Raw genomic sequence first — 25,788 nt, forward strand, 5'->3', positions numbered from 1 at the left:
TATCGAAAGTGAAGTTTTTAAAAGCATGCGCAATAATAGTTATATAACTATTTATAGAAATTCTAAATGGGACAAACCTTTTTTATGGAACCCGGCNCAGTCNCCGGGAAATATTACCGGTTCTTTTCCTATTGCTTCTGCTATAGTAAACACCCGAAGAATTATATTAGATAATTCAATGTTTTATTTGTCTAAAAGGGTTAGTAAACATTTTAAAACTTTCACAATTCCTAATGCCTTCAGCCCTAATGGAGATAATATTAATGACAAATGGATTATTAAAGGACTTAAAGATTATGATAACTGCACGGTAGAAATATTTACCCGTTACGGCAGTAAGGTTTTTAGTTCAAAGGGTTATCAGCAACCCTGGGACGGAACGTCTAATGGTTCGCCTATGCCTGTCGCTACCTATTATTACTTAATTGATTTAAAAAATGGAGAGAAACCGCTAAGCGGTCCGCTTACTCTTCTTAAATGATATAACTAGTTCCTTTTTAATGTTATTCTTTGCCCATTTAAATTAATTAATCACGGTGATTTGCAAAAAAAATTGAAATAGGTAAAATTTCAATAGCTCTTCTCTCCTGTAGTTGAAAGGATCGAAAGTCACCACCCTTGCTATTTCAGCCCATTGAAAGATTGGTAGTGAGGATGAGTTCTTTTGCAGTATTCATCAGCTTGTCTTCATAAATATCGTAAGGCAGCAACGCCCTGCACCTCGAAGGTTGACGTGGCCAGCCCCGATTTCAAATCTTCCAGATGCTTGTCCAGCTCTTTTAGAAAATTAAATGAACCATTTTTCCATGCTACGACCTCATCTAAAGCCACAACATTTTGAGACTTCCACTACAAAATGTTGAAGAAGCTATTCATACGCCACAATTGCTCCAACCTTTGTTGGATGCCGTGAATTTAAATTACTTTTTCAGCTTAATTATGAAAAAGAGTTGGCATTTTTTCATTCACTAAGCTAAATTTGTTTATTGTTTCCACTAACCTGCTAACCTAAAATGAAAAAACAATTCTCAATTGTGCTATTGGCCTTTTTTATTTCACTTAACCCCTCGACTATTTCCGCACAAACCGCATCTTCTTCACTTAAATACGGGAAGTATAATTGTACAACAAGTAAATACAACGGTGTTTTTTATGAATACGCGCCACGGGGTTCCTTTACAATAGCAAAAAATGGAAGTTATTCTTACCTAGGATTTAAGAAGTCGAGTCAAGGAAAATTTACAGTGGATAAAAGTGGAAATATATTATTCTTTGGAGGATATCTTGATAAGGGTAAAGCTGAGAAAATCGATAGACCAAATAAGTTCTTTCTTGTTTTCCCTACTATCCCAGATAATCGATGGACTTGCTCATGTACAGAAAAGTAATTGTAGAAAACACTTCGTACCACCCAATATTTGCAACCCAGGCTACCAACGTTGGACGTGTTTGTGCAGGTACGGTATTTGAAATTTCCAGGCGGAACAAATGACTGTCTAAAGATACTGCTGTTGATGATGACCTACTGCAGCTTAATATAAATTCTTCGGCCCGAATGACAGTAGAATAATGAACAAACTACAGCCGAAGCTGTCAACATTCCGCTATACTTGCACAAATACGAATGCTGCCTGCAGTGCTAAATTTTCTGCCGGCGTTCCTTTTCTTTTATCAGCGCTTTTTCTTCAATCTGTATCGGATTGTTGTGTTGTATTTCGTTGACACGATTGAATAAACTAAATTCAGGATTGTGAATTTGGTCTGTTGAACGTTGGCTATAAATTCCAGCAACGGCATCTTTTTTAGCAAGCAAATGATAAAGCCGCGATATTTCTTGGTTGACTCGGTAATTCAAAATTGGCCAGGAAATATTAAGTATAATAAATCCAATGGTGCGATAGAAAGAAACCGCTATATAAGGAGCCGTCCTTCAATGCATCTTTTACCGGTGTTGTGTTGTTATTTTTGCAACCATTGTTCATGGTATGGATTTATTCGCAATTTGCTTCGTCAACCTTCTTTACCATACCATGAAATAAAGCACTGTTGTTAGGTATCCATACCCTGAATTCCGGTATCTTTTCAAGCAAGAATAATTTTTTACCAACTGGCTAAAATTGTTTCCTATTGCATGTAGCTCTTTTTTAAGTTCCAGCATGTCTTCTAGAAAATCGTCAGCTGATTGGTTAAGATATTTAATTATTACCAGTTTTTGCAAAGTCACTTTTCGTAAGTAATTGCTTAGGTACTTTTCTGTACTCTGTTTCTGAAATTTTTCCAAACGTTCCAAATCAGAATAATTCATCCTCATAGCCACCATTTTCTTTTTCACCTCATTCTCCGACTTCTTCATAATTTCAACTATGTAGTTAACAAACATTATCTGTCCTGTAGTGCCCCCCGTACGAGTTCCGAGTGAAGGGGCAAGATTGTCAAACGTATAACGTTTGTACATCTTGCCATGTGCGGTACAAGGCACATTAATGCCTTGCCGAGATTTCGCAATGTTTTTATAAATTAGAAAATGAAATGAAGGAAGGCGTGAGTTTGAACGGCTATTAGAAAGAGAACTATTGTTGTAGACTAATTTCTTTATTAAATTCAACTTTTTGGGTGACTTACTATGTTGTGATTTTGCTTTTCATACACCTCATTTTCATCTTTATTCAGCAAAAAAATCTCGCTCCGATAAAGGTAGAATGGATAAGGTTTACCAACAATAGATGGCAAAATTTTAGCCAGGTTAAACGCTCTTGCAAACTACTGCCAACCACTTTCAGTGAACTTTTTAAATTCACCCCTTCCGTCCCCTTAAGGGGAGACGGTTTTTTTAGGATATTAGTTCCAGTAAATGAATTGAAAAAAGCGGGGAAGAGTATAAGAGTATACCATGAATTCGAGAGCAATACTGCCTACATTATCGCTTCTCTTCCAGTCTGCACCCGTCGTCATCAGAGTAAAATAGAATTTACGTGTCGGATGCACTTTAAAATTTATCGGTTCCAAAACAGAAAAGGGCGTAACATTTTGTTATTCTGTGGTAACACTTCTTTCGTCTATTCCTGGTTTGATCAGCGTGATTTCAATTAACTCCTCATCTGACAGTTTTACCTTTTGTATATCAGAAGTTTTAGCATCTTTCGACATAGGCAAAAAATAGGGCCTTGCTCTATTTGTGAACCGTATTAAATGGCTTCCAATTTCACTCAATTTTTGTGTCCGCTGAACTGTTACTAATCCTGCTGTTTCAAGCCCTGCATACAAACTTTTTTTGCATCCAGAGGGTCGCTGCAGAAGATATCAAAATCAATTATTTTAGGGTATTGTTTGCCTTCCCGAACAAGTCGCAGGGCATCTTCCCGGCTTAATTTTTTTGAACCGCAGCTTACTATCAATAAGGAAATTACAATAAGAAATATAGTTGACCTTTTCATAATAAAACAGGATTAATGATGCCTATAAAATTACTAAGATATTTAGGAAAAATCAATTGGCACTTGTCAAGAAATTTAAGGATTTGGGCGCTTCTAGATTAATAAAAAAGGGTTAAAGCAACCCCTCATCAGCAAATTTAAAATATGCCTCTTTACAAATTATAATGTGATCTCTTTTATCAAGTATTGATGGAGGCAATAAGATGCATGGATATGGTCAGACCTGTCGAATAACTGTTTGGAAAACAAACTACTTATTTCGGCAAGGCTGTTGCCATAAGTATCAAAATTAATTTTGGCTTTGTTTACTAATTGGAACCAAAACGGGGTAGAATGTAGCAGGTTAATGCTTTTTTTTTATCTCTTCGGGATTGTCTATAATAGACTCAGTTAGTTCTGTTGAGAATTCTATAAGTCTTGGCATCTCGTTCGGAAAAATTTAAATAACAATTCAGCTTTTTCTACGGGGGATAATTTATTTAGCGGTTTCATAAAAAGTATTTTTAAAAAAGTGGAGAAAAGGGGAGTGTAATCCCGCTTCTTTATAATTAATTAAGAAGGAAGATTTGTGAACCTTTTTGAGAATAGGCCTCACATAAATCAAATGCTGCTTGGGTGCGCAGTTGTGCTGTACCACCAAATAAAACTGATCTCAATTTTGCTTCTTCATTTTTATAAGTTCGCACGTTTTGAAAATATCCGGTAACGGCATTATAAGCGCCAAATGCAGTTCCTGTAGTAGTAGCGACTTGTTGAGTAGGACTACTCATAGCATAACAATATTGCTGCTGATCCAATAGCTGCAATTAACAAAAGTTGTTATCTTCTTTCCTTCCGAACTGTTTTTAGGCTTGTAATAATCATTAATAGCAACAGTGAAATTGACGACTTCTCTTTCATCTTTCAGTTTGCTAACAACTGCGTCTTTGGTGATTCTAGCTGTGATTTCCATAACTGTAATATTTAAATGGTGATTGAATGAATTATATTAGTGTGAATGAGCCAAAGCGCCCAAGCAGCTTGTAACGCTTTTGAACGCGTCCTTTTTTTCTTTCTTGAATTTCCCATGATAATCGCATGAGAGATGAAAGGTGTGTGGTGTGCAGCATACGATTGAAATTTTAAATGAATTGTTTGAACTCTGCATACACCTCGCTCGTTCTAATCGTAGCAACCAGGCCCTAAAACAGGATTTCGGAAAGCAAGGTTTTTTAAAAAAAAATACTACCGTTTGAAAATCAGAGTATTAATCCATAGAGCGGTGGAGATTATTTTTTAAAAACCGTGGCAAGCCGGAGGCACGAAGGTGCAGACCTTGCTTTCAGAAATACTGTTAGGAACTTTGCGAAGGATTGATATGAAGGAGGACTTTTATTGTATTGTTCTCTAACACTCTCCACCTAATTTCTCTTCTGATATCTTATTTGGCAGCCGGCAGGGACAACTATTGACCACTTCATCTGTATTGCTCACACTAAAAGTCAGTTTGTAGCTGAATCCTTATGAGCAATCCGGTAAAACCAGCTGGAACTGTATTAGTGGACTATCCAAAGTACCATACGAACAGCGTCGACTTAGAGCAAGACACCAAAATGGACGGGCTTAGCAATACATCTCTGTTTGTTGAGAATCTAATACTTACGGAATCAGCAAAGGGAGATTCCCTCATGTAGCTACCCCAACGCAAGCTGCGTTAAGAACTTATAACAGGTAGCACAGGTATTGGTAAAAGCTATATCGCATCTGCTTTAGGTCAACAGGCATGCATGTTAGGTTATCGCGTACTCTATGCTAATACCCCAAAAATCTTTGCCAAGCTCAAAATGGCTAAAGCCGATGCTTCCTACATTAAAGAGATAACCAAAATAGAACGACTTTGGTATACAACCCTTCGATGCACAAAGCCGACAATCACTTATGGAAATTATTGAAGACAGACATGGAAAATCATCAATGATAATAACATCACAACTACCAGTTAACAAATGGTATGAAGTGATAGGAGAGAAAACAATAGCAGATGCCATACGTGATAGCATTATACACGATGCGCATCGCATGGAACTGAAAGGAGAATCACTAAGAAAGAAAAGGCAACCAANAGAAGAAAACTAAGATGATTATAAACCAGTAAACTTATTATTTTTGATAACTGCTTTTACAGCAAACTATACAACTCTTCGCCAGCAAAACAGGTGGTCAATTTGCCACGAAATCAACTGGTGAACTTCAACGAAATATCCACAAAAACAGACCTTTTGGTACCACTTTAAAGTTTTAGATTAGAAAGACGATCTTCAGCGACTTCTATTTCAGCTTACTCTTTTCCTGCTCGATCTGTCTCATGTAAGAATAGAATGCCTTGGGCGTTAAGATCATTCACTTAATTAACTCTTATACATGGCCTTCAAGCCGATCCAATTTCCATACAACAAGTGTATCGCCTTTAGTAAGAGTATTTAATAATTTTATCAATTCAGGTCTTTCACAATTTGCTCGGGAATTTTCCGAAAAGATCTTATCACATCATGCAATTGTCAATGCATCCAAATGCAAATTGTCATTCTGATCCTGCTTTTTGAATCTTATATCACCGTATTTCATATATTTTAAGATTTTGAAAGCATATTAATAGTTCTATTAAGACAGTCTCTATAAGAAGGCTTTTTAGAAAAAGGTATGCACCATATATTTTTTATAATTAGATTAATTAAAATAGTTTTTTATAAAGTTTTAGTAGCTTAGTTTTTAAGTAGGAGAGGAGTTTATAGAAAAACGACCGTTTTATTATAACTGCTACGGAACGGTAAAAAATTTAGCGAAAGGTCGATAAGTGCACGAGATAATGTAAGTCGAATTAAACGGTCAGTCTAGCTGTGCTACCGTCAGGGTTCGGGAGGAGATAGGTACAAATACCACGTATAAAATAATGACCCTATTCACACGTTTAACTCTCGCGGGAAACGCCTTTATAATAAGCTCTTTTAAGCGATATGTTTGTTACCGGAGCTACTACCAGTGGCACCTTTTCGAATACAGCCTGGTCAAGGTCTATACCGTAAGCCTCACTATCGGACCTGGCGAGTCTAAGTATATTGAAATAGCTGTTCAAAACAAATTTTTCACGGGGGGAAAATTCGTTGTCGTATGACAGGAACCTTTCAAGGATAATAAACTTGAAATCTTTGAGCCCATCTTTATGTATGTCAATGATACCGTTTGGTATCACTATCTCGTTATTGTTTATCATTTCTTCAACCACCTTTTTTAGCATTATGCCAATCCTGGGCTGTATCCGGAAACCCAAATGAAAATCTACCCGTATTACCTTATCCTTAACCAATTCCTCCACTCCATAGTTCATGGTATAAGGGTCATCGGCTCTTTCGAAGTTGATAAACCAGTACGCATCGGCGCGTTTTACGGGATTACTGAAAATAGAATCCACGATCCTTTTTTCTATCTGTTTGTGGCTCTGCATTTTTGTTAGGTAGACCAAGTGGGTCGAATATTTTGGAATAGTGCTATCGTTAGATAGGCGCTCGAGTGCAGGCAGAACGTTATTTAAATTTACAAAAGTTAACAGCCGCAAGGTGATCTTCCGAGCATTATACCACACATACATGGTTGTAATGAGCCCAATTTCGAATACAAGGAAGAACAACCTTTTCAGCAGCTTGACGGCGTTGGCTGCAAAAAAACACGTTTCGACACAAACAAAAGCGGTAATGATAGCACCGACTATCCAGAACGGATAACGTTTTATATAACGTAGAAAGTAATACATAAGGCAAGTGGTCATGAGCATGGCAACTGTTATTGAGAAACCGTAAGCTGCCGTCATAGACTCACTGGTTTTGAAATAAAGTACTACCAGCAGGCAACCGGTAAACAGTATCCAATTTATGCTGGGAATATAGATCTGTCCCCTGATATTGGTGGGATATTTTACTTTAATACGCGGCCAGAAACCTAAACTGATCGCTTCGCTGATTAGTGTAAATGAACCACTGATGAGAGCCTGGCTGGCAATAATGGATGCCAAAGTAGCGATCAGCACGGCGGGCAATAAAAATGAGGTAGGTACTATGGCAAAAAAAGGATTAATGCCGCTAAGATTCTGTTTTTGCTGCAACAGCACCCATGCTCCCTGTCCGAGGTAATTGAGAACTAACGTACCCTTTACATAGATCCAGCTTAGCTGGATGTTCTGCCTTCCGCAATGCCCGAGATCGCTGTACAAAGCTTCGGCACCGGTTGTGCAAAGAAACACCGCACCAAGTAACCAAAATCCGCGTGGATGCCCGACTAAAAGTTCAAAGCCGTAGACAGGGTTCAATGCTGCAAAAATCTGTGGATAGTGAATGATCTGGCTGATACCAAGTACTCCCATCATGGTAAACCAGATAAACATAATCGGACCGAAAGAAGCCCCAACTACCTTGGTGCCGAACCGTTGAAAAAGAAAAAGCAACAAAATAATAACCAATACAATTTCTATAACAAGGGCGTTGCCGGGTACAATATGCTCATGAAGTCCCTTTACCATATTTAACCCTTCTATGGCTGAAGTAACGGTAATTGGAGGTGTTATAATACCATCGGCAAGCAAAGTGCCAGCCCCAATAATTGAGGGATAGACTAGGTTCTTTCCATATCTTCTTACCAGCGCATATAAAGAAAATACTCCACCTTCACCATGGTTATCAGCCTGCAGAGTTATTAAAACGTATTTGAAAGTAGTCTGCAGGGTAAGTGTCCAGAAGATACACGATATAGCCCCATAGACAAGGTCGGTATTTATTCCGCCACCTTCTGTAAGAATTGTTTGAAAAGTATACAGCGGAGAAGTTCCAATATCTCCGTAAATAATACCTAATGCAACTAATAAGCCACCAACCGATGCCCGTTTAGAGTGAGATGACATATGCTGATAAATCTTACACTAAATATACAAACAATAGATAGTATTTAATGTTATTTAAGAATACTTGCTATTGCTATTGTCTTCACATTGAGCGATATTAGCTTTTCCAGTGGATCATTATGTGTTACTTGACATCGTTGTCATAAGTTCCCGTAAATCGTTTAACCTGGATTAGGTCAGCGATCGCAAGGGTACTAATTATTACGGCCATTTCCCTTCTAAGCGTTTCGGCTTTTTTGTGACCTTACCAAAGCCTGATAGAAATTTTCACGCCAGAAATTACCATCTTTGTTCCTGGATGACAGGAAAAATCCTGCTTATAGACGATGAAGAAAAGCTAAGAAGCCTTTTAGCACGACTGCTGAAACTGGAGGGTTATGCCATAACCGAAGCAGGCAACTTAAAAGTTGCTCATAAGGCTATAGATACAGAAGAACCGGATGTAGTGCTTTGCGATGTGAAATTACCTGATGGTAATGGTGTGGACTTTATCACTGAAATAAAGAAGAAACACCCACTTATCGAACTTATCATGCTTACCGCTTACGGCAATATACCTGATGGCATTCAGGCAATGAAAAATGGTGCTTTCGATTACATAACAAAAGGAGATGATAACAACAAGGTAATTCCATTGTTAAGCAAAGCAATGGAAAAAGTACAATTGCAAAAAAGAGTGCTGCAGTTGGAAAGCCTTGTCGGAAGGAAATACAGTTTTGAAAGTATTGTCGGAAGCTCTCAACCAATCAGGTCAGCTATTGAGTTGGCGAAAAGAGTAGCCCCAACTGAAGCAACCGTCTTATTGTTGGGAGAAACAGGAACGGGTAAAGAAATTTTTGCCCAGGCAATACACAATGCAAGTTCAAAAGTGGCTAAGCCATTTATTGCTCTCAATTGTGCAGCTTTCTCAAAAGAGTTGTTGGAGAGCGAACTGTTTGGACATAAGGCAGGTGCATTCACCGGCGCAGTAAAAGACAAGAAGGGATTAATTGAAGAAGCCAACGGAGGTACATTGTTTTTGGATGAAATTGGGGAGATGCCGGTTGATTTGCAAAGCAAGTTGTTACGGGTATTAGAAACAGGTGAGTTTATAAAAGTAGGTGATACCAAATCGTCAAAGGTCAGCGTTCGCATCATTGTAGCTACAAACCGAAACTTACTCGAAGAAGTGAAGGAAAGTAAATTTCGTGAAGACCTTTATTACAGATTGAACGTTTTCACCATTGACCTGCCATCGTTGCGGGAAAGAAAAGAAGATATTGCACTGTTAGCTGACTACTACACAAAATTCTTTGCCGCTAAAACAAACAGAAAGATCAAAGGAATTACAAAAGAAGCGTTGAAATTATTGGAAGCACATTCATGGAAAGGCAACATCCGTGAATTAAAAAACATTGTAGAAAGAGCAGTAATATTAGAAGACAGTGAATACCTCACGACAAGTGTATTGCCATTCGACATTCAGAACGATACAGAAATTGCAGCCAATTCCTTTGACCTGTCTGCAATGGAAAAACAACACATTCAAAAGGTGTTAGCCTTCTCAAAAGGTAACAAAGCAGAAGCCGCCCGTTTGCTAAATATTGGTCTGACAACACTCTACAGGAAGCTGGAAGAATACGGCATAGCCAAATAGCCAAACTCTTCCATTTTGAAAATGCACCCTTTCATTTTGAAAGGGTTTTTTGTTGCCCGAACCTCGTTCAATTTCCTTCCAATTTCGGCAAAGCCTCACTGGTTAAGCCTTTCATGCCTTTGCTCTTTACTTCATAATAAGGAGGCATCCCTTTTGGCATTATAGTCTGAAGAAAAAAGATTTGAGATGAAAAGAGAAAAAAACATACAAACAAATTACTACGGGGATGAAGCAGCTAGTGGCAAAGATTTCCTGATGGTAATAATGGGTTTCCTGGTACTAATTGCATTGTCCTGGATTGCCTATTTCAAGCTAGGCTGGCTGCATTAAACGAAAAAGAAAGATGACCAGTGTCACCTTTGCCACCTACGCTGGTCATTGCAGTTACAAACTTGAACATGTAACATTATATCACATGCAAAAAGGAAACAAAATATCAAATGCTGCTTTGATTGTTTTAGCCTCGTTGATAGCTATAAGTCTCCTTTTCATTGTTTTTATTAAAACCAAAATATTCATTCACTAATAAATAATAAATCATGCTAACGCTGATACTGATTGTTGCCGGCCTCGTCGGCTTCTGGCTTTTTTTCAAATTCATTGACTGGTTCGAAAAAATATAAACTATGACACTACTATTCATTATCGCCATCATGGTCTTTATCTATTTATGTTATGTATTGATAAAGCCCGAAAAATTCTAAACCAATCACAAGTAATCATGACAACAGAAATTGCAGGCATCATCTTCATGTATGTACTTACCGTTGCGTTGGCTATTCCGCTGGGACGCTATATTGGTAGAGTGTACGAAGGCGATAAGACCTGGCTCGATAAAATCTTGCATCCATTAGACAAAATTTTCTTCAAACTCAGCGGTATCAATCCTGCTAAAGAAATGAACTGGAAGCAACACCTAATGGCATTGCTTACCATTAACCTGGTATGGTTCATTTTATCAATGCTCATACTGATGAATATGAGCTGGCTACCCCTCAATCCTGATGGTAATCCATCTATGCCGGCAGATCTTGCTTTCAATACCACCGTAAGCTTTGTCAGCAACACCAACCTGCAGCACTATTCGGGCGAAACAGGGGTTTCGTATTTAGGACAACTAACGCTGATGCTTTTTCAATTCATCAGTGCTGCAACGGGTATGGCCGCATGTGTAGCGGTGTTTATGGCAATGAAAGAAAGAACGACAGAAAACCTGGGCAACTTTTACAACTTCTTCGTTAAATCGTGTACGAGAATATTATTGCCGCTGGCCATTGTAGTTGCATTGATACTTGCGTTCAACGGAACTCCAATGAATTTTGAAGGCAAGGCGCAATACATTTCCATGCAGGGCGATACCGTCCATGTAAGCCGTGGACCGGCAGCCGCTATGATCGCCATAAAACAACTGGGAACGAACGGAGGTGGCTACTATGGCCCCAACTCTGCGCATCCTTTAGAGAACCCCAATTATTTAACCAACATAGTAGAAAATATCAGTATTATTCTTATCCCGATTGCAATGGTGTTTGCTTTAGGATACATTATCAAAAGGCGAAGGTTTGCATGGATGGTGTTTGGTGTAATGACGCTTGGATTCTTTTTATTACTGTTTAATGCGGTTTATAATGAAATGCATGGAAACCCGATGATCGGCCAGATGGGTATTTCGCAACCATTGGGGAGCATGGAAGGAAAAGAAGTGCGTTTTGGGCCGGCCGCATCGGCATATTGGGAAGTAACAACCACTGTTACCTCAAACGGTTCCGTAAATGCCATGCACGACAGCTTTACCCCGCTCGCCGGCATGAGCGCTTTGCTGGGAATGATGGTTAACTCCTTCTATGGTGGTGTGGGCGTGGGTTACCTGAACTTTTACATCTTCATTATTATTGCTGTATTCATCAGCGGGTTGATGGTAGGACGAACACCAGAGTTCCTCGGCAAGAAAATAGAAGCAAAAGAGATGAAGATCGCTGCCCTCATTGCACTGCTGCATCCGTTGTTAATTCTTGCGGGAACTGCATTAGCATCGTACCTGTTTGCGCACAATCCCAGTGCCTATGCGGACTGGTTAAATAACCCGGGGAACCACGGCTTCAGCGAAATGCTCTACGAGTTCACTTCTTCATCTGCCAACAACGGAAGTGGTTTTGAGGGCTTGGGTGACAACACCCCGTTTTGGAACATCGCCTGCGGAACAGTGATGTTGCTTGCACGGTTTTTACCCATCATCGGGCCCGTTGCTATTGCCGGCATTTTGGCAAAGAAAAAATACATTCCTGAAAGTGCCGGTACCTTAAAAACAGATACAAACACATTTGGTGTTATGGTATTTGCCGTAATATTTATTGTGGCTGCTTTATCATTTTTCCCTGCATTAACTCTCGGACCAATTGCAGAATTTTTTGGAATGAAATAAAACGAACTAATCATGTCAGTACATAGAAGAAAAAATAACTTATTTGAACCTAAACAGGTAAAAGAAGCGGTTACTCAATCGTTCAAAAAACTGAACCCGGTTATCCAGTTCCGCAACCCGGTAATGTTTACCGTATGGATCGGAACATTGGTGATGGCGTTTGTGAGCGTCTGGATCGCCGCCGGTGAGACCAGCCAGGGAAGCCTGGCCTATAACATGGTTATTACGGCCATCCTTTTTATTACATTGTTGTTTGCCAATTTCGCCGAGGCAATTGCAGAAGCAAGAGGAAAAGCACAGGCAGACAGCCTGCGAAAAGCAAGAGAAGACACGCCTGCTAAAAAAGTATTTTCTGTTGGAGAAATATATGTGGACGAAATAAAAGTCATTCCTTCATCGCAATTGCGGAAAGGTGACCTGTTTGTTTGCGAAGCCGGCGATGTGATCGCAATGGATGGCGAGATCGTTCAAGGAATCGCCACTATAGACGAGTCGGCAATCACTGGTGAATCGGCTCCCGTTATTCGGGAAGCAGGCGGCGATAAATCATCCGTAACAGGCGGAACAAAAGTGTTATCGGATAGGATAAAAGTAAAAGTCACCACAGAGCCAGGTGAAACATTTTTAGATAAAATGATCGCATTGGTCGAAGGTGCTTCCAGGCAAAAAACGCCCAACGAAATTGCCCTCACCATTTTATTAGCTTCGTTCACATTGGTGTTCGTTATTGTTTGCGTTACGCTAAAACCATTCGGTGATTATGCCAACACGCCCATTACCATTGGTGCATTCATTTCGTTGTTTGTCTGTCTTATTCCAACTACCATCGGCGGCCTGTTATCGGCCATCGGTATTGCCGGGATGGACAGGGCGTTAAGAGCGAACGTAATTACCAAAAGCGGCAAAGCGGTTGAAACTGCCGGTGACCTTGACACTATCCTTCTCGATAAAACAGGAACCATCACTATTGGCAATCGTAGGGCGACAAACTTTTGGTCTACCGACGGTATTACCGAAAATGAGTTTATCGAACTCGCCACTTGGGGGTCATTGGCTGATGAAACACCGGAAGGAAAATCAATCGTGGAATTGGCTGCATCGAAGGGTGTTTCTAAAACGAAGGAAGCAGGAATGACCTTCATCGAATTTACTGCAGAAACAAGGAGCAGTGGTGTAAACTTAGGCAACGGTACAAATATCCGCAAGGGCGCATTCGATGCTATCAGGAAGCTGGTGGAAAAAGCCGGAAATAGAGTGCCGGAAGAAGCATCAGACCGTGTTAAGCTGATTGCAGAGAATGGTGGTACCCCGCTGGTTGTTTCAAAAAACGGCGAAGTAAAAGGGGTAATCGAACTGCAGGACATCGTAAAGCCGGGAATACAGGAACGGTTTGAACGGCTTCGCAAGATGGGTGTAAAAACGGTTATGGTAACGGGCGATAACCCGTTAACAGCAAAATACATTGCTGAAAAAGCTGGGGTAGATGATTTTATTGCAGAAGCAAAACCGGAAGACAAAATGAATTACATCCGCAAAGAGCAACAAGGCGGAAAACTGGTGGCTATGATGGGCGATGGAACAAACGATGCTCCAGCCCTTGCACAGGCAGATGTGGGCGTTGCTATGAACAGCGGCACACAGGCAGCAAAAGAAGCGGGCAACATGGTAGACCTAGACAATGATCCGACAAAGCTGATAGAAATTGTTGAAATTGGCAAGCAGCTATTAATGACCCGCGGCACCCTGACCACCTTTTCTATTGCCAATGACGTAGCAAAATACTTTGCCATTGTGCCGGCGCTATTCATAGCGTCAATTCCTGCATTGCAAGGCTTAAATATCATGGGCTTGCACAGTCCTGAAAGTGCTATTCTTTCTGCCGTCATTTTCAATGCCATTATTATTCCCTTATTAATTCCATTGGCATTAAAAGGCGTTGCGTATAAGCCAATAGGGGCAAGTGCATTGCTACGTAGAAACTTATTGATCTATGGCTTCGGCGGCGTGATAGTGCCTTTCATCGGAATTAAACTGATTGACCTGTTGGTATCTAACTGGTTTTAAAGTAAAAATCAAAAAAACAATGAAACAAAATATTTTACCGGCAATACGATTGACAATCGTGTGTATGGTGTTTTTTATGGGTGTCTATACTTTAATCATCTGGTTGCCGGCACAGGCAGCGCCGGGTAAGGGGAAAGGTGAAACGGTAATGGCAAACAACAGGATTGTTGGCTGGAAACTTTTAGGACAAAAGTTTACTGATGACCAATACTTCTGGAGCCGGCCTTCAGTAGTCGATTATCATGCTGACGGTTCTGGCGGAAGTAATAAAGGGCCAACCAATCCTGATTATTTAAAACAGGTGCAGGACAGGATCGATACATTTTTGGTTCATAATCCCGGTATTCAAAAAACCGATATTCCCTCTGACCTGGTGACTGCATCGGGAGCCGGGCTTGATCCGCATATTTCGGTACAAGGTGCGTATGTGCAGGTGAAAAGAGTCGCATCCGCAAGAAGTATTTCTGAAGCAAAGGTGAAAGCGCTGGTAGATCAACATATAGAGAAGCCACTGCTTGGCTTGTTTGGAACAGAAAGAGTGAATGTGCTGCAATTGAATATTGATTTAGAGAGTTTGAAATAAAAAATGACGATGAAAAGGATTTTTATAGGCATTGCCCTTGTTTGTGGAATGAATGCAAAAGCACAAGATTCCAGTAAGCAACGGAGTAATCCTTTGACATTTAGTGGTTATATCGAACCTTATTATGGCTATGACTTTAATAAGCCGGTGGATAATAATCGCCCGGCTTTCGTTTATAGCTATAACAGGCATAATGAATTCAATGTAAATCTCGCATACGTGAAAGCAAGCTATAATGAAGACAGGGTTCGTGGCAATTTTGCAATCGGTGCAGGAACTTACATGAATGCCAATTATTCAGCAGAAGCTGGAGTTCTAAAAAATATTTTTGAGGCGGATGCAGGTTTTAAAATATCCAAGAAGAAAAACCTTTGGATGGATGCCGGTATAATGCCATCGCATATTGGCTTTGAAAGTGCTGTTGGAAAAAATTGCTGGACCCTGACAAGGAGTATCGTTGCCGACAACACTCCTTTCTTTGAAAGTGGGGCAAAAATTAGTTACACTACTGATGACACTAAGTGGTTTTTTAGCGCAATGGGTTTGAACGGATGGCAAAGAATTACACGTGTAGCCGGAAATTCATTAATGAGCTGGGGCACCCAAATAACGTTTACTCCATCTTCTAAAGTGAGCATAAACTATAGTACCTTTTTTGGGACTGATTTGCCCGATACTGTAAGAGCATGGCGCTACTATCATAACTTATATGGAATTTTCCAGTTCACCGGCAAAGTAGGGTTGATACTTGATCTTGACCTTGGACAACAACAGTTAAGCAAAGGAAGTTCTAAACTATATACATGGTACTCACCTGTCGCTATTCTTCGCTTTACACCTAATGCACAATGGGCATTTGCTGTAAGAGGAGAATATTACAGCGATGAACATGGAGTTATGATCGGTACAAAGACGCACGATGGATTTAAAACTTTCGGAGCTTCGTTCAAGATTGACAGAAATATAGGCGACCACTTTGTTTGGAGAACCGAAATAAAAACTTTAAGCAGTAAAGATGCGGTTTTCGTAAAACCAAATACAACCCCAACTACTGGTAATACTGTATTAACAACATCATTTGCTATTAGTTTTTAGATGAATGAAACAGACGATAGGGAAAAAAGGGCTAGCGGATTTTTGAAGCTGACGCAGAGCGACAATCGTGGCAAGCTTAAGATATATATTGGCATGAGCGCCGGCGTGGGAAAAACTTATCGGATGTTGCAAGAGGCGCATGCATTGATACAGAACGGTGTGAATGTGAAGATCGGTTACATCGAAACGCACAGCAGAAAGGAAACGCAGGCGTTAACCGCAGGTTTGCCAATTATTCCACGGCGCGAGGTTTTTTACAAAGGCAAACGGCTGGAAGAATTAGACGTACAAGCTATCCTGTTGCTTCATCCGCAAGTAGTGATTATTGATGAATTGGCACACACAAATATCCCTGGCAGTAAGAATGAAAAAAGATGGCAGGATGTATTGGATATTTTAGATGCAGGTATTGATGTAATATCAGCCGTTAACATCCAGCACATTGAAAGCATTAATGAAGACGTAAAAGAAATTACGGGAATTGAAGTAAAGGAACGGATACCGGATAAGATGCTGCAAATAGCAGACGAAGTGGTAAATATTGATTTAACAGCAGACGAACTTATATCACGTCTGAAAGAAGGTAAGATTTATGATCACGCAAAAGTGCAACAAGCCCTGGCAAATTTTTTCCAGCCTAACCAGATTTTACAACTGCGTGAACTGGCATTGAAGGAGGTTGCTGGCCAGGTAGAAAGAAAAGTTGACTACCAGATAACAGCAAAGCAAACGACTTTCCGACATGAACGTTTTTTGGCTTGTGTGTCGTCCAACGAGGAAGTAGCGCAGCGAATAATCCGTAAGACGGCAAGGCTTGCCTCGTACTACAACAGCAAGTGGTACGTGTTGTATGTGCAAACGGCAAAAGAATCAGCCGATAAGATACCTTTAGCAGCTCAACGGCATTTAATAAACAACTTTAAGAATGCGACGGAACTAGGTGCGGAGGTCATCCAGAAAAAAGGGGATAATGTAGCAAAGGTTATTATTGAAACAGTAAACGAAAAATCAATAACCACCCTATGCTTAGGGAAACCGCACCTCAACCTCTTCCAGGTTATTTTACGAACCAGCGTGTTTAACCAGTTGTTAAAGACCCTTTCTAAAAATAATATCGATATTGTTATTTTCTCATAAATGGCAGTAAGTGTAAAAAAGAAAATATGGCTGGGTACATTGTTCCTGTTTCTTCTGTTATTGTTGACAGGTGGTGTAGGTATTTATTACATGGCAAAATTGAAAAATGATGGGAAAAATGTGCTAAAAGCAAACTATGAAAGTTTGTCTTACTGCCATAACATGCAACAGCAATTGGGTAATATCGACAGGCAGTACATTCAGTCGGTGCACAATTTTGAAGATGCTCTAAAAAGGCAGGAAAGCAACATTACCGAACCGGGGGAAAACAAAGTGACAAACGATTTGAGAAACGATTTTAATAAACTCCAAGCTGGTGATACAAGCAGGCAAAATCTACATGCGATCGAGAGTGGTATACAAACTATTCTTTCTCTGAATATGGAAGCCATTCAAAGGAAAAGTAAAGCAGCAGAGGAAACTGCTGACAATGCGCTCACAATAATCATTGCACTGGGCGTAGTTGTTTTCCTGATCGCTTTTACATTTATTGTCAACTTCCCTTCTGTAGTTACCAATCCTATTAATCGTTTAGCAGAAGCTATAAAGGAAATTGCAAATAAGAATTATACTCACCGCATTCATATCGACAATAAGGACGAATTTGGCAAACTGGCTGATGCTTTTAACGAGATGGCCGAACGACTTCAGTATTTTGAAAGCAGCAATTTAAATAAATTAATGTTTGAGAAAAGCCGTGCAGAAGCAGTTATTAATAGTTTAAAAGATGCAAGCATAGGGATCGATAAAAACAACATGGTGCTCTTTTCCAACTACCAGGCATTACAACTTTTAGGTTTACGGGCAGAAGATGTAGTAGGCAAGCCTGTTGATGATGTAAAAAACAAGAATGACCTGTTTCGTTTTTTGATTGAGAAGGAAACGACCACACCTTTTAAAATTGTAGTGGACAACAGGGAGAATTACTTTGTAAAAGAGATAATTGAAGTAGCGCAGGGAGAAGCTAAAAACAAAGTCATAGTTTTAAAAAACATCACTTCTTTTAAAGAATTAGATGTAGCGAAGACAAACTTCATAGCAACTATATCTCATGAATTAAAAACACCTTTGGCGTCTTCAGACTTAAGTTTGAAATTATTGGAAGATCAGCGTATCGGTCAATTAACGTCGGAACAAAAAGAGTTAATTGAAAGCCTGAAACATGACAACCAACGAATGCTTAAAATTCTAAGTGAATTATTGAACATGTCACAGGTGGAAGCCGGCCGGATACAACTAAACGTTAATACAGTAAGTCCCAATGAAATTGTTGAAAATGCAATTGAGTCGGTGTCCGGCAATGCAAAAGAAAAGGATATAGAAATTAAGTACATCTCCGATAAAAATTTGCCTTCAATCCAGGCAGATGCAGATAAAACAACATGGGTTTTAAATAACTTTTTGGCGAACGCAATAAAATATTCTTTCAACAATAGTTCTATTGAAGTAGAAGCATCACAGCAAAATGGCTCTGTAGTTTTCTCTGTTAAAGATTATGGGCCGGGAATAGCTAAAGAATATTTGCCAAGATTATTTGAAAGATATTTCCAGGTTCCGGGTTCAAAAGAAAAGGGTACAGGTCTAGGTTTAGCCATTTCAAAGGAGTTTGTCGAAGCTCAGCAAGGAAAGATTTGGGTAGAAAGTGAAATAGGGAAAGGATCTGTGTTTTACTTCCAACTACCCGCAAATAGCTTAAGCTTATTAGGAACAACTACTTTAAAGCTACCATGAGCTCCGAATCGGGAAATCCGCTAAAGTTAAATGATATTTCGGCGAGCAATGCTTATCAAATCTTTATTCACAATTTTACGGTCTAACCCTTATAATAAGATACTCCGATTTCTAACTGTTTACATCCCATTCTGCGATGCAGTTTATAAAAAAACGACCGTTTTATTATAACTTACTAGAATATAGTCCCAGTTTAACCTTTATTCCACCATTAACTATTCTTCCTTCCAAAGGATCGTAAACATCTTTGAACATCACCTCCATCCAATCCACAAAGACATCCAATACTGGCCTTTGTGATACTCCAGTATTACGCTTTTTACCTGCTACAAAGCTGTGAATGAGAAACGGGATAAAAAGATTAAGATCGATTTGTTTGAGGAATTGAGTTATGAGGAAGCAAAGACTAATTAGAAATTTTTAAAAAGAGAATTCGAGTCCTACACATTTTGTTTCCCGTATTTGTTTTACAATCGTCCAAGTTAAAGTTGCAATTAGGTAAAAAAATGCGAAATAAGTATATCTATTCACAAATAAAGCTTGCATCCATACCCTTCCGCGATCTACATCTGATATTATTGCTATAACCAGTGTCGACACAGCCATAATTGATAGCCAGAACTAGCATATGCCATAAATGAATTTTAGGATTAGCTCTAACGGAGAATATTTCACGCGTTCCATTTACAAATAGAATACAAAGTTGCACTTATAGAACGGCTTTGAAACTGTTTAAACGGGAAAACTAACCTAAGTAGTAAAATAAGTTGAAATGTTTTTGAACCAGAGAAGCGTTTGGATCCTTTTTTACCCTTTGTATAACGATTAACTGTTAAATAAGAGGCTAGTACAGTATTGATTTTTTTACTACCAGTAATTGAATGTGGACGACCGGTTAAAGGGTCAATTTTAAAATAAGTGAATAAATCTTCCGACCTACCATATTCGAAATAAAAACCCGTTGACCATTGCTAGAATTTTTTTTCTAAGGCACCATACAGCATCTTCATAAGGTGCTTGTGCGTCTGTTGATTTATGAGGATAATTGACTTTTGAATTCTTCCTTTAATATATCTACCTTATCAATTATATGGCAGATAAAGCGTAAATGTTGCCCCTTGGTCGTTATTTCGCTGTGCAGTAATGGCACCTTTATGATTTTCCATAATCTTTTTAGAGATTGCGAGGCCTATTCCTGTCCCTTTAAATTGAGGATCGTTGTGGCCCCGATAAAAAATATTAAAAAGCAGTTGGTGAAGCCGTGGATCAAATCCAATTCCGTTGTCTACTACAGCTATTTTATAATAGCTAACCCGAGGCAACAGAACAGCGTCAACCACATCTATTCCCTTAGTTTTATTGCAGGTGATTGATAGGTGAAGCTTACGATCAGGAGAAGAAAATTTTAATGCATTGCCAATTAGATTTGTAAATAATTGCTGAATTTGATGTGGTATTACGTCAACATTTTGCGGTAAAAGAGATGCACTAATAATTGCACCGTTTTCTAAAATTTCTTCCTCAAAGCTCTTCAACACTTCTTCTAAAATTACATTTAAATCGGATTTTGTAAAATCACTCTTTCTTCCCTCAGTAAGCGAATAAGTAAGAATATCATTGACAAGATCTGTCATTCGTTTGGTTGACTTTTGAATTCGGTCAACTGACTGCTTGATTTCTTCCGAGATAGACTGATCTTTGGTTCCGGCAATTCTTGAAGAAAAAATTTGGATCTTCCTTAAGGGCTCTTTTAGATCGTGAGAGGTTATCCAATTGATGTTAGAAAGTTCTTGGTTGGCTTTTTGCAATTTGTCGTTAAGAATACGTAGCCTGAAGTCTTCACTTTTCAAATGTAGAAGATGGAAGTGGTTTTGTAAAGCGGTGGCAAAACGACTGGCTGCATTAACCTCGGCAATGCACCACTCTTTGCTTTGGTTACGGACTCTTTCCTTCCAAAGAGCAAAGGAAGTACGTGGGGTAAGCATATTTGAAATACCATCTCTTTGCACCGCCTTGTTAGGATTGCCTGCCCAATTAATCGTTTTTTCTACTTCTTCCCGAAACCAAATGATACAATCTTCCTTCGGTCGTCCCAGTGAATGATAAACAATGCCGGATGCATATTGACTAATGTCTTCGGCACCAGGGTAGCGAGTATGCAATGCAGATGTTGCAAAGTTGATTCCAGTGATATTGTTATCAATCCAACCCAACAACTTTGTTATCTCTTCTCGTGATGGCACCAACCCTTTTTCAAAAAATTCTCCCCGGTGTAAAATGATTACACCAGAGGCTCCACACACCGCTAGTAAAGAACTGAATTGTTCAAACTTCAAACTAAAATCCTCCTCAGCGTTTATTTTACTCAGAAGTTGCTGCAGATGAGCCTCTACTTGAATGTTTACTTCATGCTCTTCTGCTACCTGTCGCACCTTTATTTGCGAAGAAAGAAAATGTGCTTGCAATAAAGCTCGCTGCCTGATAACGAAAGAAATTGTCTTGGCCTGCATGTGATGACAGGCAATAAGGCCCCAGAGCTTTCCATCTTGTATAAGTGAAATGGTTAATGTTGCCATTACACCCATATTTTTTAAATATTGTATGTGGATCGGGGAGACGCTACGCAAGCCCACATCACTCAAATCCAGTGTTTTTTCAGTTCCCTCGTCAATTGTTAATAGGGGGACTGGTTTATAATCTACATTAGCAATAATGCGCAACTGTTGACGCATATATAATGCTCTTGCCTGTGCGGGGATGTCGGTATGCGGATAATGAAGCCCAAAAAAAGGTTCCAAGCCTTCCCGCTTGCTTTCTGCATATACTTCACCGTTGTACTCTCTGTCAAACCGGTAAATCATAACGCGGTCATACCCTGTTATTTTTCTAGTTTCATCGGCAATGTTTTGACATAACTGTTGTAGTGATCTTGCTCTTTCAATAAGTAGAACAAATTCTCTGGTTTGTTCAAATAGCTCACTATCCTCTTGACGATCGTTGTTAGATGCTTCAAATTCAATAATACGTAGGTGATTAACTGTATGACTAATTATATCGTATGAACCTCCTCTTATTTTAAGTGAGAAGGGCTTAAAAGCCGAATTCGGGCTTAGAAGATAGCTTTCCAGTTCAAACCACTCTTTTTGAAGTACGGAGGAAAGAGAATGTCCAAGTAGATCAGCCGGAACTTCGTCAAAAAGCAATTCAGAGTTCGCACTGCAAAATTCAATAGTATTTGTTTTTTTATTCACCCCAAGTAGAAACCCATGGGGCTGAATGCTGCCGGGAATGTGGATTGGCTCACTCTCACAAGTATTAATTTTTGCTACTCCACGATTTACAATGTCCTTGATTTTCATAGAATGGATAGTAATTAAACTTTTAACTGTGCGATATTACAGGAATAGCTCCAATATTAAGAAGATATTTTGTTTGAGTAAGAAACGGCCACCAGAGGGAGTTTTATTGGAAGCAGGGGCGGTACTTATTCAGAGACAGGATGATCATTGCTAAAGACGTGTTTTAAGTACAAAGGACAGGAATTGGAAGCAGAGCTTTGAAGGGCGATGTCTGGTGGTCTTAATTACGCAATCTATGAAATTTGGATGGATGGAGATATCTTTTCACGATTAGTCCTTACGAAGATGAATGTGATAAGTTTTGTTGGATAGCGAAAGAATCAGGTATTGATCTGGAATTTGTCAGTGTAATTGGTGCTGCTATTGAAAAAAATTATTTAGGTAGCTAACCTGTGTGCCGCTTAAAAGATAAATATCAAGAAACGATATATTTTTTTATGCCCTTTTTAAAAGATCTTAAAATAATTTAAGCATTAGTATTGATACTTGCTCCTAACTTCATTGCTTAATCAAAACTAGCTGCATAATTTATTTAATTTAATATGCAGCAAACATTTATTCAAACAGTTCAGGCTTACACTTTGAAATTTAACCGCCTTCTTTATCCTATCAGGTATACGATTTTATCCCAAGACCCATTACACTTTGGAATAGTAATATTAGCCGAAAAAGATTCGGAAGGAATTTGATTTATAAAATCTTTAAATACATTGCTAAACTGGGTCGGCCTAATTAACTCACATATTCTAGACGTTATTGGCAAAAACGAAAGTGTCTCTTAGTTTGCAAAGCGCTAATTTTTTTTCCTAAATTGTTTATATGAGATAACCTGTGATAACACATCATTATAAGTATAAGCTGCATAAGCCTTAATAGACTTATTAATGTGAGTAAAGTTGTATCCTAGTAGATCTGGTTCTGTTTTTTTCGAAGTGTAAAAATGAAATGAGAGCCTTGATTAGGGATACTCGTAGCATATATAGAGCCCGCATGGGCCTCTAATACCTTCTTACAAATAGCCAATCCAATTCCACTGCCGTCATAATTTGCGCTATGTAACCGCGAAAATGGTTGAAATATCTTGTCTGCAAACTTATTATCGAACCCGATACCATTATCACTTACACCAATTTCTATAACGTCATCTTGATCTTTCAGCAACTTGATTTTTATACGTGGATTAGTCCCATTGCTACAATACTTAATTGAATTGGATATGAGATTCGAAAAAAGCTGGTACATCTGTACAGGGTTTGCCTCTATTTCGGGCAAAATATCTACTTCAATTAATGCACTTGTTTCCTGTATTCGCAGTTCTAGGTCTGTGCATACGTGGTCAACTATATCTTGTAAACTTGTTTTTATATAGTCAATTTTATTTCCGGAAAATTGCGAAAATTCGGCAATTCCCTTAAGAAGGTTCATCATTCGCTTTCCGGAAGCCTCTATTTTCTCAATATACCCATTTGATAGATCATCCAATATACCTTCGGTTCTCTTCCTTAGCAGATCTATATAAATTCTTATTTTCCGTATTGGTTCTTTTAAATCATGAGAAGCTAGTGAAGCATACTGATAATTTTCAAAGCTTGCCACTTCAAGCCTCTTACGCTCGTTTTCAAGTTCAGCTTCTGCGTGTTTTTGCCTGGTTATATCTCGTAGTGAAAGAAGAAAAGCTATTTCGCTTTGCCATTCTATTGTTGTAGCCAGCATCTGAACAGTCAAAAGATTATTCTGCTGCAACACCTGGATTTCCTGCACTTCATGAGGATACACAGGAAAGCCAAAATCATGATTAAGAAGTTGAGCAATCGGCTTATTAAATAAATTTTCGGTTGCCTTATTAGCATAGATTATTGCTCCCGCTGAGTTAACAATCAGAACAGCATCTAACAGGTTTGCAAGAATAACATTCATTAGATCACTTGGTGCGGATTTAGGGAGTTCTAACATTTTTTAATTAGTTTCCTTTAAGTTTCTTACGATATAGATCAATCTAATTTTGCAGACTGGCTGTTCATTCGCCTGTTACTAGCGGCATTCCTCCCAGTATACCACTCATTTTCTTAAACTGTTTACTACTTATCGACATACCGTTCTCAGTAATGTCGAACTCGCAGATATCTTTTGTATGTAGCGATCCACGCATTTTCAATACAGTAATTACCCGATGAATATTTCCTAGTAATACTTCACTTTTTTTCTGAAAACCACCTAATGACGTTAGACCAATACATCGCTAGCCTAAATAAAAGGTATAGACTGGGCAATGCAACTGAACATACCTTTCGTGGCGACCTTCAGCAACTGATAGAAAGCCTTGTTCCTGAAATAAGAGCAACCAACGAACCTAAAAGACAAACCTGCGGCGCTCCCGATTACATCATTACAAAAAATGATATTCCACTGGGCTTTATTGAAGCAAAAGATATTGGGGATAAAGATCTTGACGGCGCAAAGAAAACAGGAAACAAAGAGCAGTTCGACCGCTATAAAGCATCTTTGAGTAACCTCATTTTTACCGACTATTTACACTTTCACCTGTATAGGGATGGACAATTTGTTACCAAAATAGCGATTGGCGAAATACAGAATGGTTCGATTGTTCCTGTTCCGGCCAACTTTGCCTCTTTTACCAACCTGGTAAAAGATTTTTGCACCCATATTGGACAAACCATTAAAAGCCCAAAAAAACTGGCTGAGATGATGGCCGGAAAAGCACGCCTGCTATCTGAAGTGATAGAAAAGGCATTAAGCAGCGATCAGGCTAACGAGGAAGACAGCAGTCTTAGGGATCAGATGCTTGCTTTTAAAGACATTCTCATACACGACATTACCGCCAAAGGTTTTGCAGATGTATATGCCCAAACGATTGCATATGGTATGTTTGCTGCTCGTCTTCACGATCCTACTCTGCCCACATTCAGCAGGCAGGAAGCGGCAGAACTGATACCAAAATCCAATCCCTTTTTACGGAAACTGTTTGGCTACATTGCAGGCCACGATATTGACGACCGTATCAAATGGATCGTGGATAGCCTTGTTGAAATCTTTCTCGCATGTAACGTAGAAGAGATTTTGAAGAATTATGGCAAGACCACCAAAACGGAAGATCCTATCATTCATTTTTATGAAACCTTTTTAAGTGAGTACGACCCGCAATTGCGTAAAGCCCGTGGGGTTTGGTATACACCTGCCCCTGTGGTAAACTTTATTGTTCGTGCCGTTGATGATATTTTAAAAACAGAATTTAACCTGCCGCAAGGTCTTGCAGATACCAGCAAAACCAAAATAAAAGTAAACCTTCAGGCGACCGATAAACGGTACAAACAAAACATTAAAACCGTAGAAGAAGAAGTACACCGCGTACAGATACTTGACCCAGCTACAGGCACATGAA

At 39.2% G+C, this 25,788-nt stretch carries 23 protein-coding genes and 1 pseudogene; 14 read left to right on the forward strand and 10 right to left on the reverse strand.

Translation table 11 applies throughout. The features are described from left to right. The first annotated feature begins 178 nt into the window (after positions 1-178). Entirely contained in the window at positions 179-481 is a 303-nt protein-coding gene (locus tag B154_RS33780; protein ID WP_425423102.1) for a T9SS type B sorting domain-containing protein, read from the forward strand. Between the two features lie 532 nt (positions 482-1,013). Then, positions 1,014-1,388, forward strand: coding sequence for a hypothetical protein (locus tag B154_RS0107760; RefSeq protein WP_018613154.1), 375 nt, complete (start codon positions 1,014-1,016; stop codon positions 1,386-1,388). Between the two features lie 251 nt (positions 1,389-1,639). Here the strand turns inward: B154_RS0107760 and B154_RS32950 are convergent, their stop codons facing one another. The 6 genes from B154_RS32950 to B154_RS27950 form a co-directional block, all read right to left on the reverse strand. Beyond that, positions 1,640-1,813, reverse strand: coding sequence for a hypothetical protein (locus B154_RS32950; protein ID WP_018613155.1), 174 nt, complete (start codon positions 1,811-1,813; stop codon positions 1,640-1,642). 207 nt (positions 1,814-2,020) lie between these two features. After that, entirely contained in the window at positions 2,021-2,605 is a 585-nt protein-coding gene (locus B154_RS0107770; protein ID WP_026260042.1) for a hypothetical protein, read from the reverse strand. Between the two features lie 425 nt (positions 2,606-3,030). After that, positions 3,031-3,264 carry a hypothetical protein gene (locus B154_RS0107775; RefSeq protein WP_018613156.1) on the reverse strand — a complete coding sequence of 78 codons (234 nt, stop codon included), beginning with the start codon at positions 3,262-3,264 and terminating at the stop codon, positions 3,031-3,033. Continuing rightward, positions 3,234-3,434, reverse strand: coding sequence for a hypothetical protein (locus tag B154_RS0107780; protein WP_018613157.1), 201 nt, complete (start codon positions 3,432-3,434; stop codon positions 3,234-3,236). Before B154_RS0107780 ends, B154_RS0107775 begins: the two co-directional genes overlap by 31 nt. A 548-nt stretch (positions 3,435-3,982) precedes the next feature. Then, complete coding sequence (locus tag B154_RS0107785; protein WP_018613158.1) at positions 3,983-4,204, reverse strand: DUF932 domain-containing protein; 222 nt, start codon at positions 4,202-4,204, stop codon at positions 3,983-3,985. Next, entirely contained in the window at positions 4,201-4,386 is a 186-nt protein-coding gene (locus B154_RS27950; protein WP_018613159.1) for a single-stranded DNA-binding protein, read from the reverse strand. The genes B154_RS0107785 and B154_RS27950 overlap by 4 nt, the downstream gene beginning before the upstream one ends. Positions 4,387-5,170: 784 nt before the next feature. Between B154_RS27950 and B154_RS34070 the strand changes: the two are divergent. Continuing rightward, a pseudogene (locus tag B154_RS34070) lies at positions 5,171-5,549 on the forward strand (ATP-binding protein). Between the two features lie 279 nt (positions 5,550-5,828). Here B154_RS34070 and B154_RS33790 read toward each other — a convergent pair. After that, on the reverse strand, positions 5,829-5,951 hold the full coding sequence (locus tag B154_RS33790) for a recombinase family protein (RefSeq protein WP_083934935.1): 123 nt from the start codon (positions 5,949-5,951) through the stop codon (positions 5,829-5,831). Between the two features lie 430 nt (positions 5,952-6,381). Then, a complete protein-coding gene (locus B154_RS0107805; RefSeq protein WP_018613161.1) occupies positions 6,382-8,361 on the reverse strand; it encodes a KUP/HAK/KT family potassium transporter in 1,980 nt (659 codons plus the stop codon). 238 nt (positions 8,362-8,599) lie between these two features. On the opposite strand from B154_RS0107805, the gene B154_RS0107810 reads away from it, so the two are divergent. The 9 genes from B154_RS0107810 (at position 8,600) to B154_RS0107855 (ending at position 19,029) form a co-directional block, all read left to right on the forward strand. Then, positions 8,600-9,997, forward strand: coding sequence for a sigma-54-dependent transcriptional regulator (locus B154_RS0107810; RefSeq protein WP_342664105.1), 1,398 nt, complete (start codon positions 8,600-8,602; stop codon positions 9,995-9,997). A gap of 186 nt (positions 9,998-10,183) precedes the next feature. Beyond that, positions 10,184-10,327, forward strand: coding sequence for a hypothetical protein (locus B154_RS32725; RefSeq protein ID WP_018613164.1), 144 nt, complete (start codon positions 10,184-10,186; stop codon positions 10,325-10,327). A 296-nt stretch (positions 10,328-10,623) separates the two neighbouring features. Next, positions 10,624-10,701, forward strand: coding sequence for a K(+)-transporting ATPase subunit F (kdpF, locus tag B154_RS31300; protein WP_071595268.1), 78 nt, complete (start codon positions 10,624-10,626; stop codon positions 10,699-10,701). A gap of 17 nt (positions 10,702-10,718) precedes the next feature. Then, positions 10,719-12,419, forward strand: a complete 1,701-nt coding sequence (gene kdpA / locus B154_RS0107830) for a potassium-transporting ATPase subunit KdpA (protein WP_018613166.1) — start codon at positions 10,719-10,721, stop codon at positions 12,417-12,419. Between the two features lie 12 nt (positions 12,420-12,431). Then, the gene (gene kdpB, locus B154_RS0107835) at positions 12,432-14,483 is read left to right on the forward strand and encodes a potassium-transporting ATPase subunit KdpB (protein WP_018613167.1); all 2,052 of its coding nucleotides are present in this window, start codon (positions 12,432-12,434) and stop codon (positions 14,481-14,483) included. Between the two features lie 19 nt (positions 14,484-14,502). Next, on the forward strand, positions 14,503-15,066 hold the full coding sequence (locus B154_RS0107840) for a K(+)-transporting ATPase subunit C (RefSeq protein WP_018613168.1): 564 nt from the start codon (positions 14,503-14,505) through the stop codon (positions 15,064-15,066). Between the two features lie 9 nt (positions 15,067-15,075). Then, entirely contained in the window at positions 15,076-16,161 is a 1,086-nt protein-coding gene (locus B154_RS0107845) for a porin (protein ID WP_018613169.1), read from the forward strand. Beyond that, entirely contained in the window at positions 16,162-17,298 is a 1,137-nt protein-coding gene (locus B154_RS0107850; protein WP_018613170.1) for a histidine kinase, read from the forward strand. Next, positions 17,299-19,029, forward strand: a complete 1,731-nt coding sequence (locus tag B154_RS0107855; protein ID WP_018613171.1) for a HAMP domain-containing sensor histidine kinase — start codon at positions 17,299-17,301, stop codon at positions 19,027-19,029. A 1,082-nt stretch (positions 19,030-20,111) separates the two neighbouring features. Here the strand turns inward: B154_RS0107855 and B154_RS0107860 are convergent. Further along, entirely contained in the window at positions 20,112-22,388 is a 2,277-nt protein-coding gene (locus B154_RS0107860) for an ATP-binding protein (protein ID WP_018613175.1), read from the reverse strand. Between the two features lie 242 nt (positions 22,389-22,630). Here B154_RS0107860 and B154_RS32205 point away from each other — a divergent pair, with 242 nt between their 5' ends. Beyond that, positions 22,631-22,777, forward strand: a complete 147-nt coding sequence (locus B154_RS32205) for a hypothetical protein (protein WP_018613177.1) — start codon at positions 22,631-22,633, stop codon at positions 22,775-22,777. Positions 22,778-23,291: 514 nt separating this feature from the next. Here the strand turns inward: B154_RS32205 and B154_RS27960 are convergent. Beyond that, positions 23,292-24,341 carry an ATP-binding protein gene (locus B154_RS27960; RefSeq protein ID WP_018613181.1) on the reverse strand — a complete coding sequence of 350 codons (1,050 nt, stop codon included), beginning with the start codon at positions 24,339-24,341 and terminating at the stop codon, positions 23,292-23,294. Between the two features lie 264 nt (positions 24,342-24,605). On the opposite strand from B154_RS27960, the gene B154_RS32965 reads away from it, so the two are divergent. After that, the gene (locus B154_RS32965; protein WP_018613186.1) at positions 24,606-25,787 is read left to right on the forward strand and encodes a hypothetical protein; all 1,182 of its coding nucleotides are present in this window, start codon (positions 24,606-24,608) and stop codon (positions 25,785-25,787) included. Position 25,788 lies beyond the last annotated feature (1 nt).

This window comes from Segetibacter koreensis DSM 18137 (assembly GCF_000374045.1).
Classification (GTDB): domain Bacteria; phylum Bacteroidota; class Bacteroidia; order Chitinophagales; family Chitinophagaceae; genus Segetibacter; species Segetibacter koreensis.

Excerpts from the sequence above, each read along its gene's own strand:
- B154_RS33780 (WP_425423102.1), top strand. The coding sequence starts at position 179 with ATGTTTTATTTGTCTAAAAGGGTTAGTAAACATTTTAAAACTTTCACA.
- B154_RS0107760 (WP_018613154.1), top strand. The coding sequence starts at position 1,014 with ATGAAAAAACAATTCTCAATTGTGCTATTGGCCTTTTTTATTTCACTT.
- B154_RS0107780 (WP_018613157.1), bottom strand. The coding sequence starts at position 3,434 with ATGAAAAGGTCAACTATATTTCTTATTGTAATTTCCTTATTGATAGTA.
- B154_RS0107785 (WP_018613158.1), bottom strand. The coding sequence starts at position 4,204 with ATGAGTAGTCCTACTCAACAAGTCGCTACTACTACAGGAACTGCATTT.
- B154_RS27950 (WP_018613159.1), bottom strand. The coding sequence starts at position 4,386 with ATGGAAATCACAGCTAGAATCACCAAAGACGCAGTTGTTAGCAAACTG.
- B154_RS0107805 (WP_018613161.1), bottom strand. The coding sequence starts at position 8,361 with ATGTCATCTCACTCTAAACGGGCATCGGTTGGTGGCTTATTAGTTGCA.
- B154_RS32725 (WP_018613164.1), top strand. The coding sequence starts at position 10,184 with ATGAAAAGAGAAAAAAACATACAAACAAATTACTACGGGGATGAAGCA.
- kdpF (WP_071595268.1), top strand. The coding sequence starts at position 10,624 with ATGACACTACTATTCATTATCGCCATCATGGTCTTTATCTATTTATGT.
- kdpA (WP_018613166.1), top strand. The coding sequence starts at position 10,719 with ATGACAACAGAAATTGCAGGCATCATCTTCATGTATGTACTTACCGTT.
- kdpB (WP_018613167.1), top strand. The coding sequence starts at position 12,432 with ATGTCAGTACATAGAAGAAAAAATAACTTATTTGAACCTAAACAGGTA.
- B154_RS0107840 (WP_018613168.1), top strand. The coding sequence starts at position 14,503 with ATGAAACAAAATATTTTACCGGCAATACGATTGACAATCGTGTGTATG.
- B154_RS0107845 (WP_018613169.1), top strand. The coding sequence starts at position 15,076 with ATGAAAAGGATTTTTATAGGCATTGCCCTTGTTTGTGGAATGAATGCA.
- B154_RS0107850 (WP_018613170.1), top strand. The coding sequence starts at position 16,162 with ATGAATGAAACAGACGATAGGGAAAAAAGGGCTAGCGGATTTTTGAAG.
- B154_RS0107855 (WP_018613171.1), top strand. The coding sequence starts at position 17,299 with ATGGCAGTAAGTGTAAAAAAGAAAATATGGCTGGGTACATTGTTCCTG.
- B154_RS0107860 (WP_018613175.1), bottom strand. The coding sequence starts at position 22,388 with ATGAAAATCAAGGACATTGTAAATCGTGGAGTAGCAAAAATTAATACT.
- B154_RS27960 (WP_018613181.1), bottom strand. The coding sequence starts at position 24,341 with ATGTTAGAACTCCCTAAATCCGCACCAAGTGATCTAATGAATGTTATT.
- B154_RS32965 (WP_018613186.1), top strand. The coding sequence starts at position 24,606 with ATGACGTTAGACCAATACATCGCTAGCCTAAATAAAAGGTATAGACTG.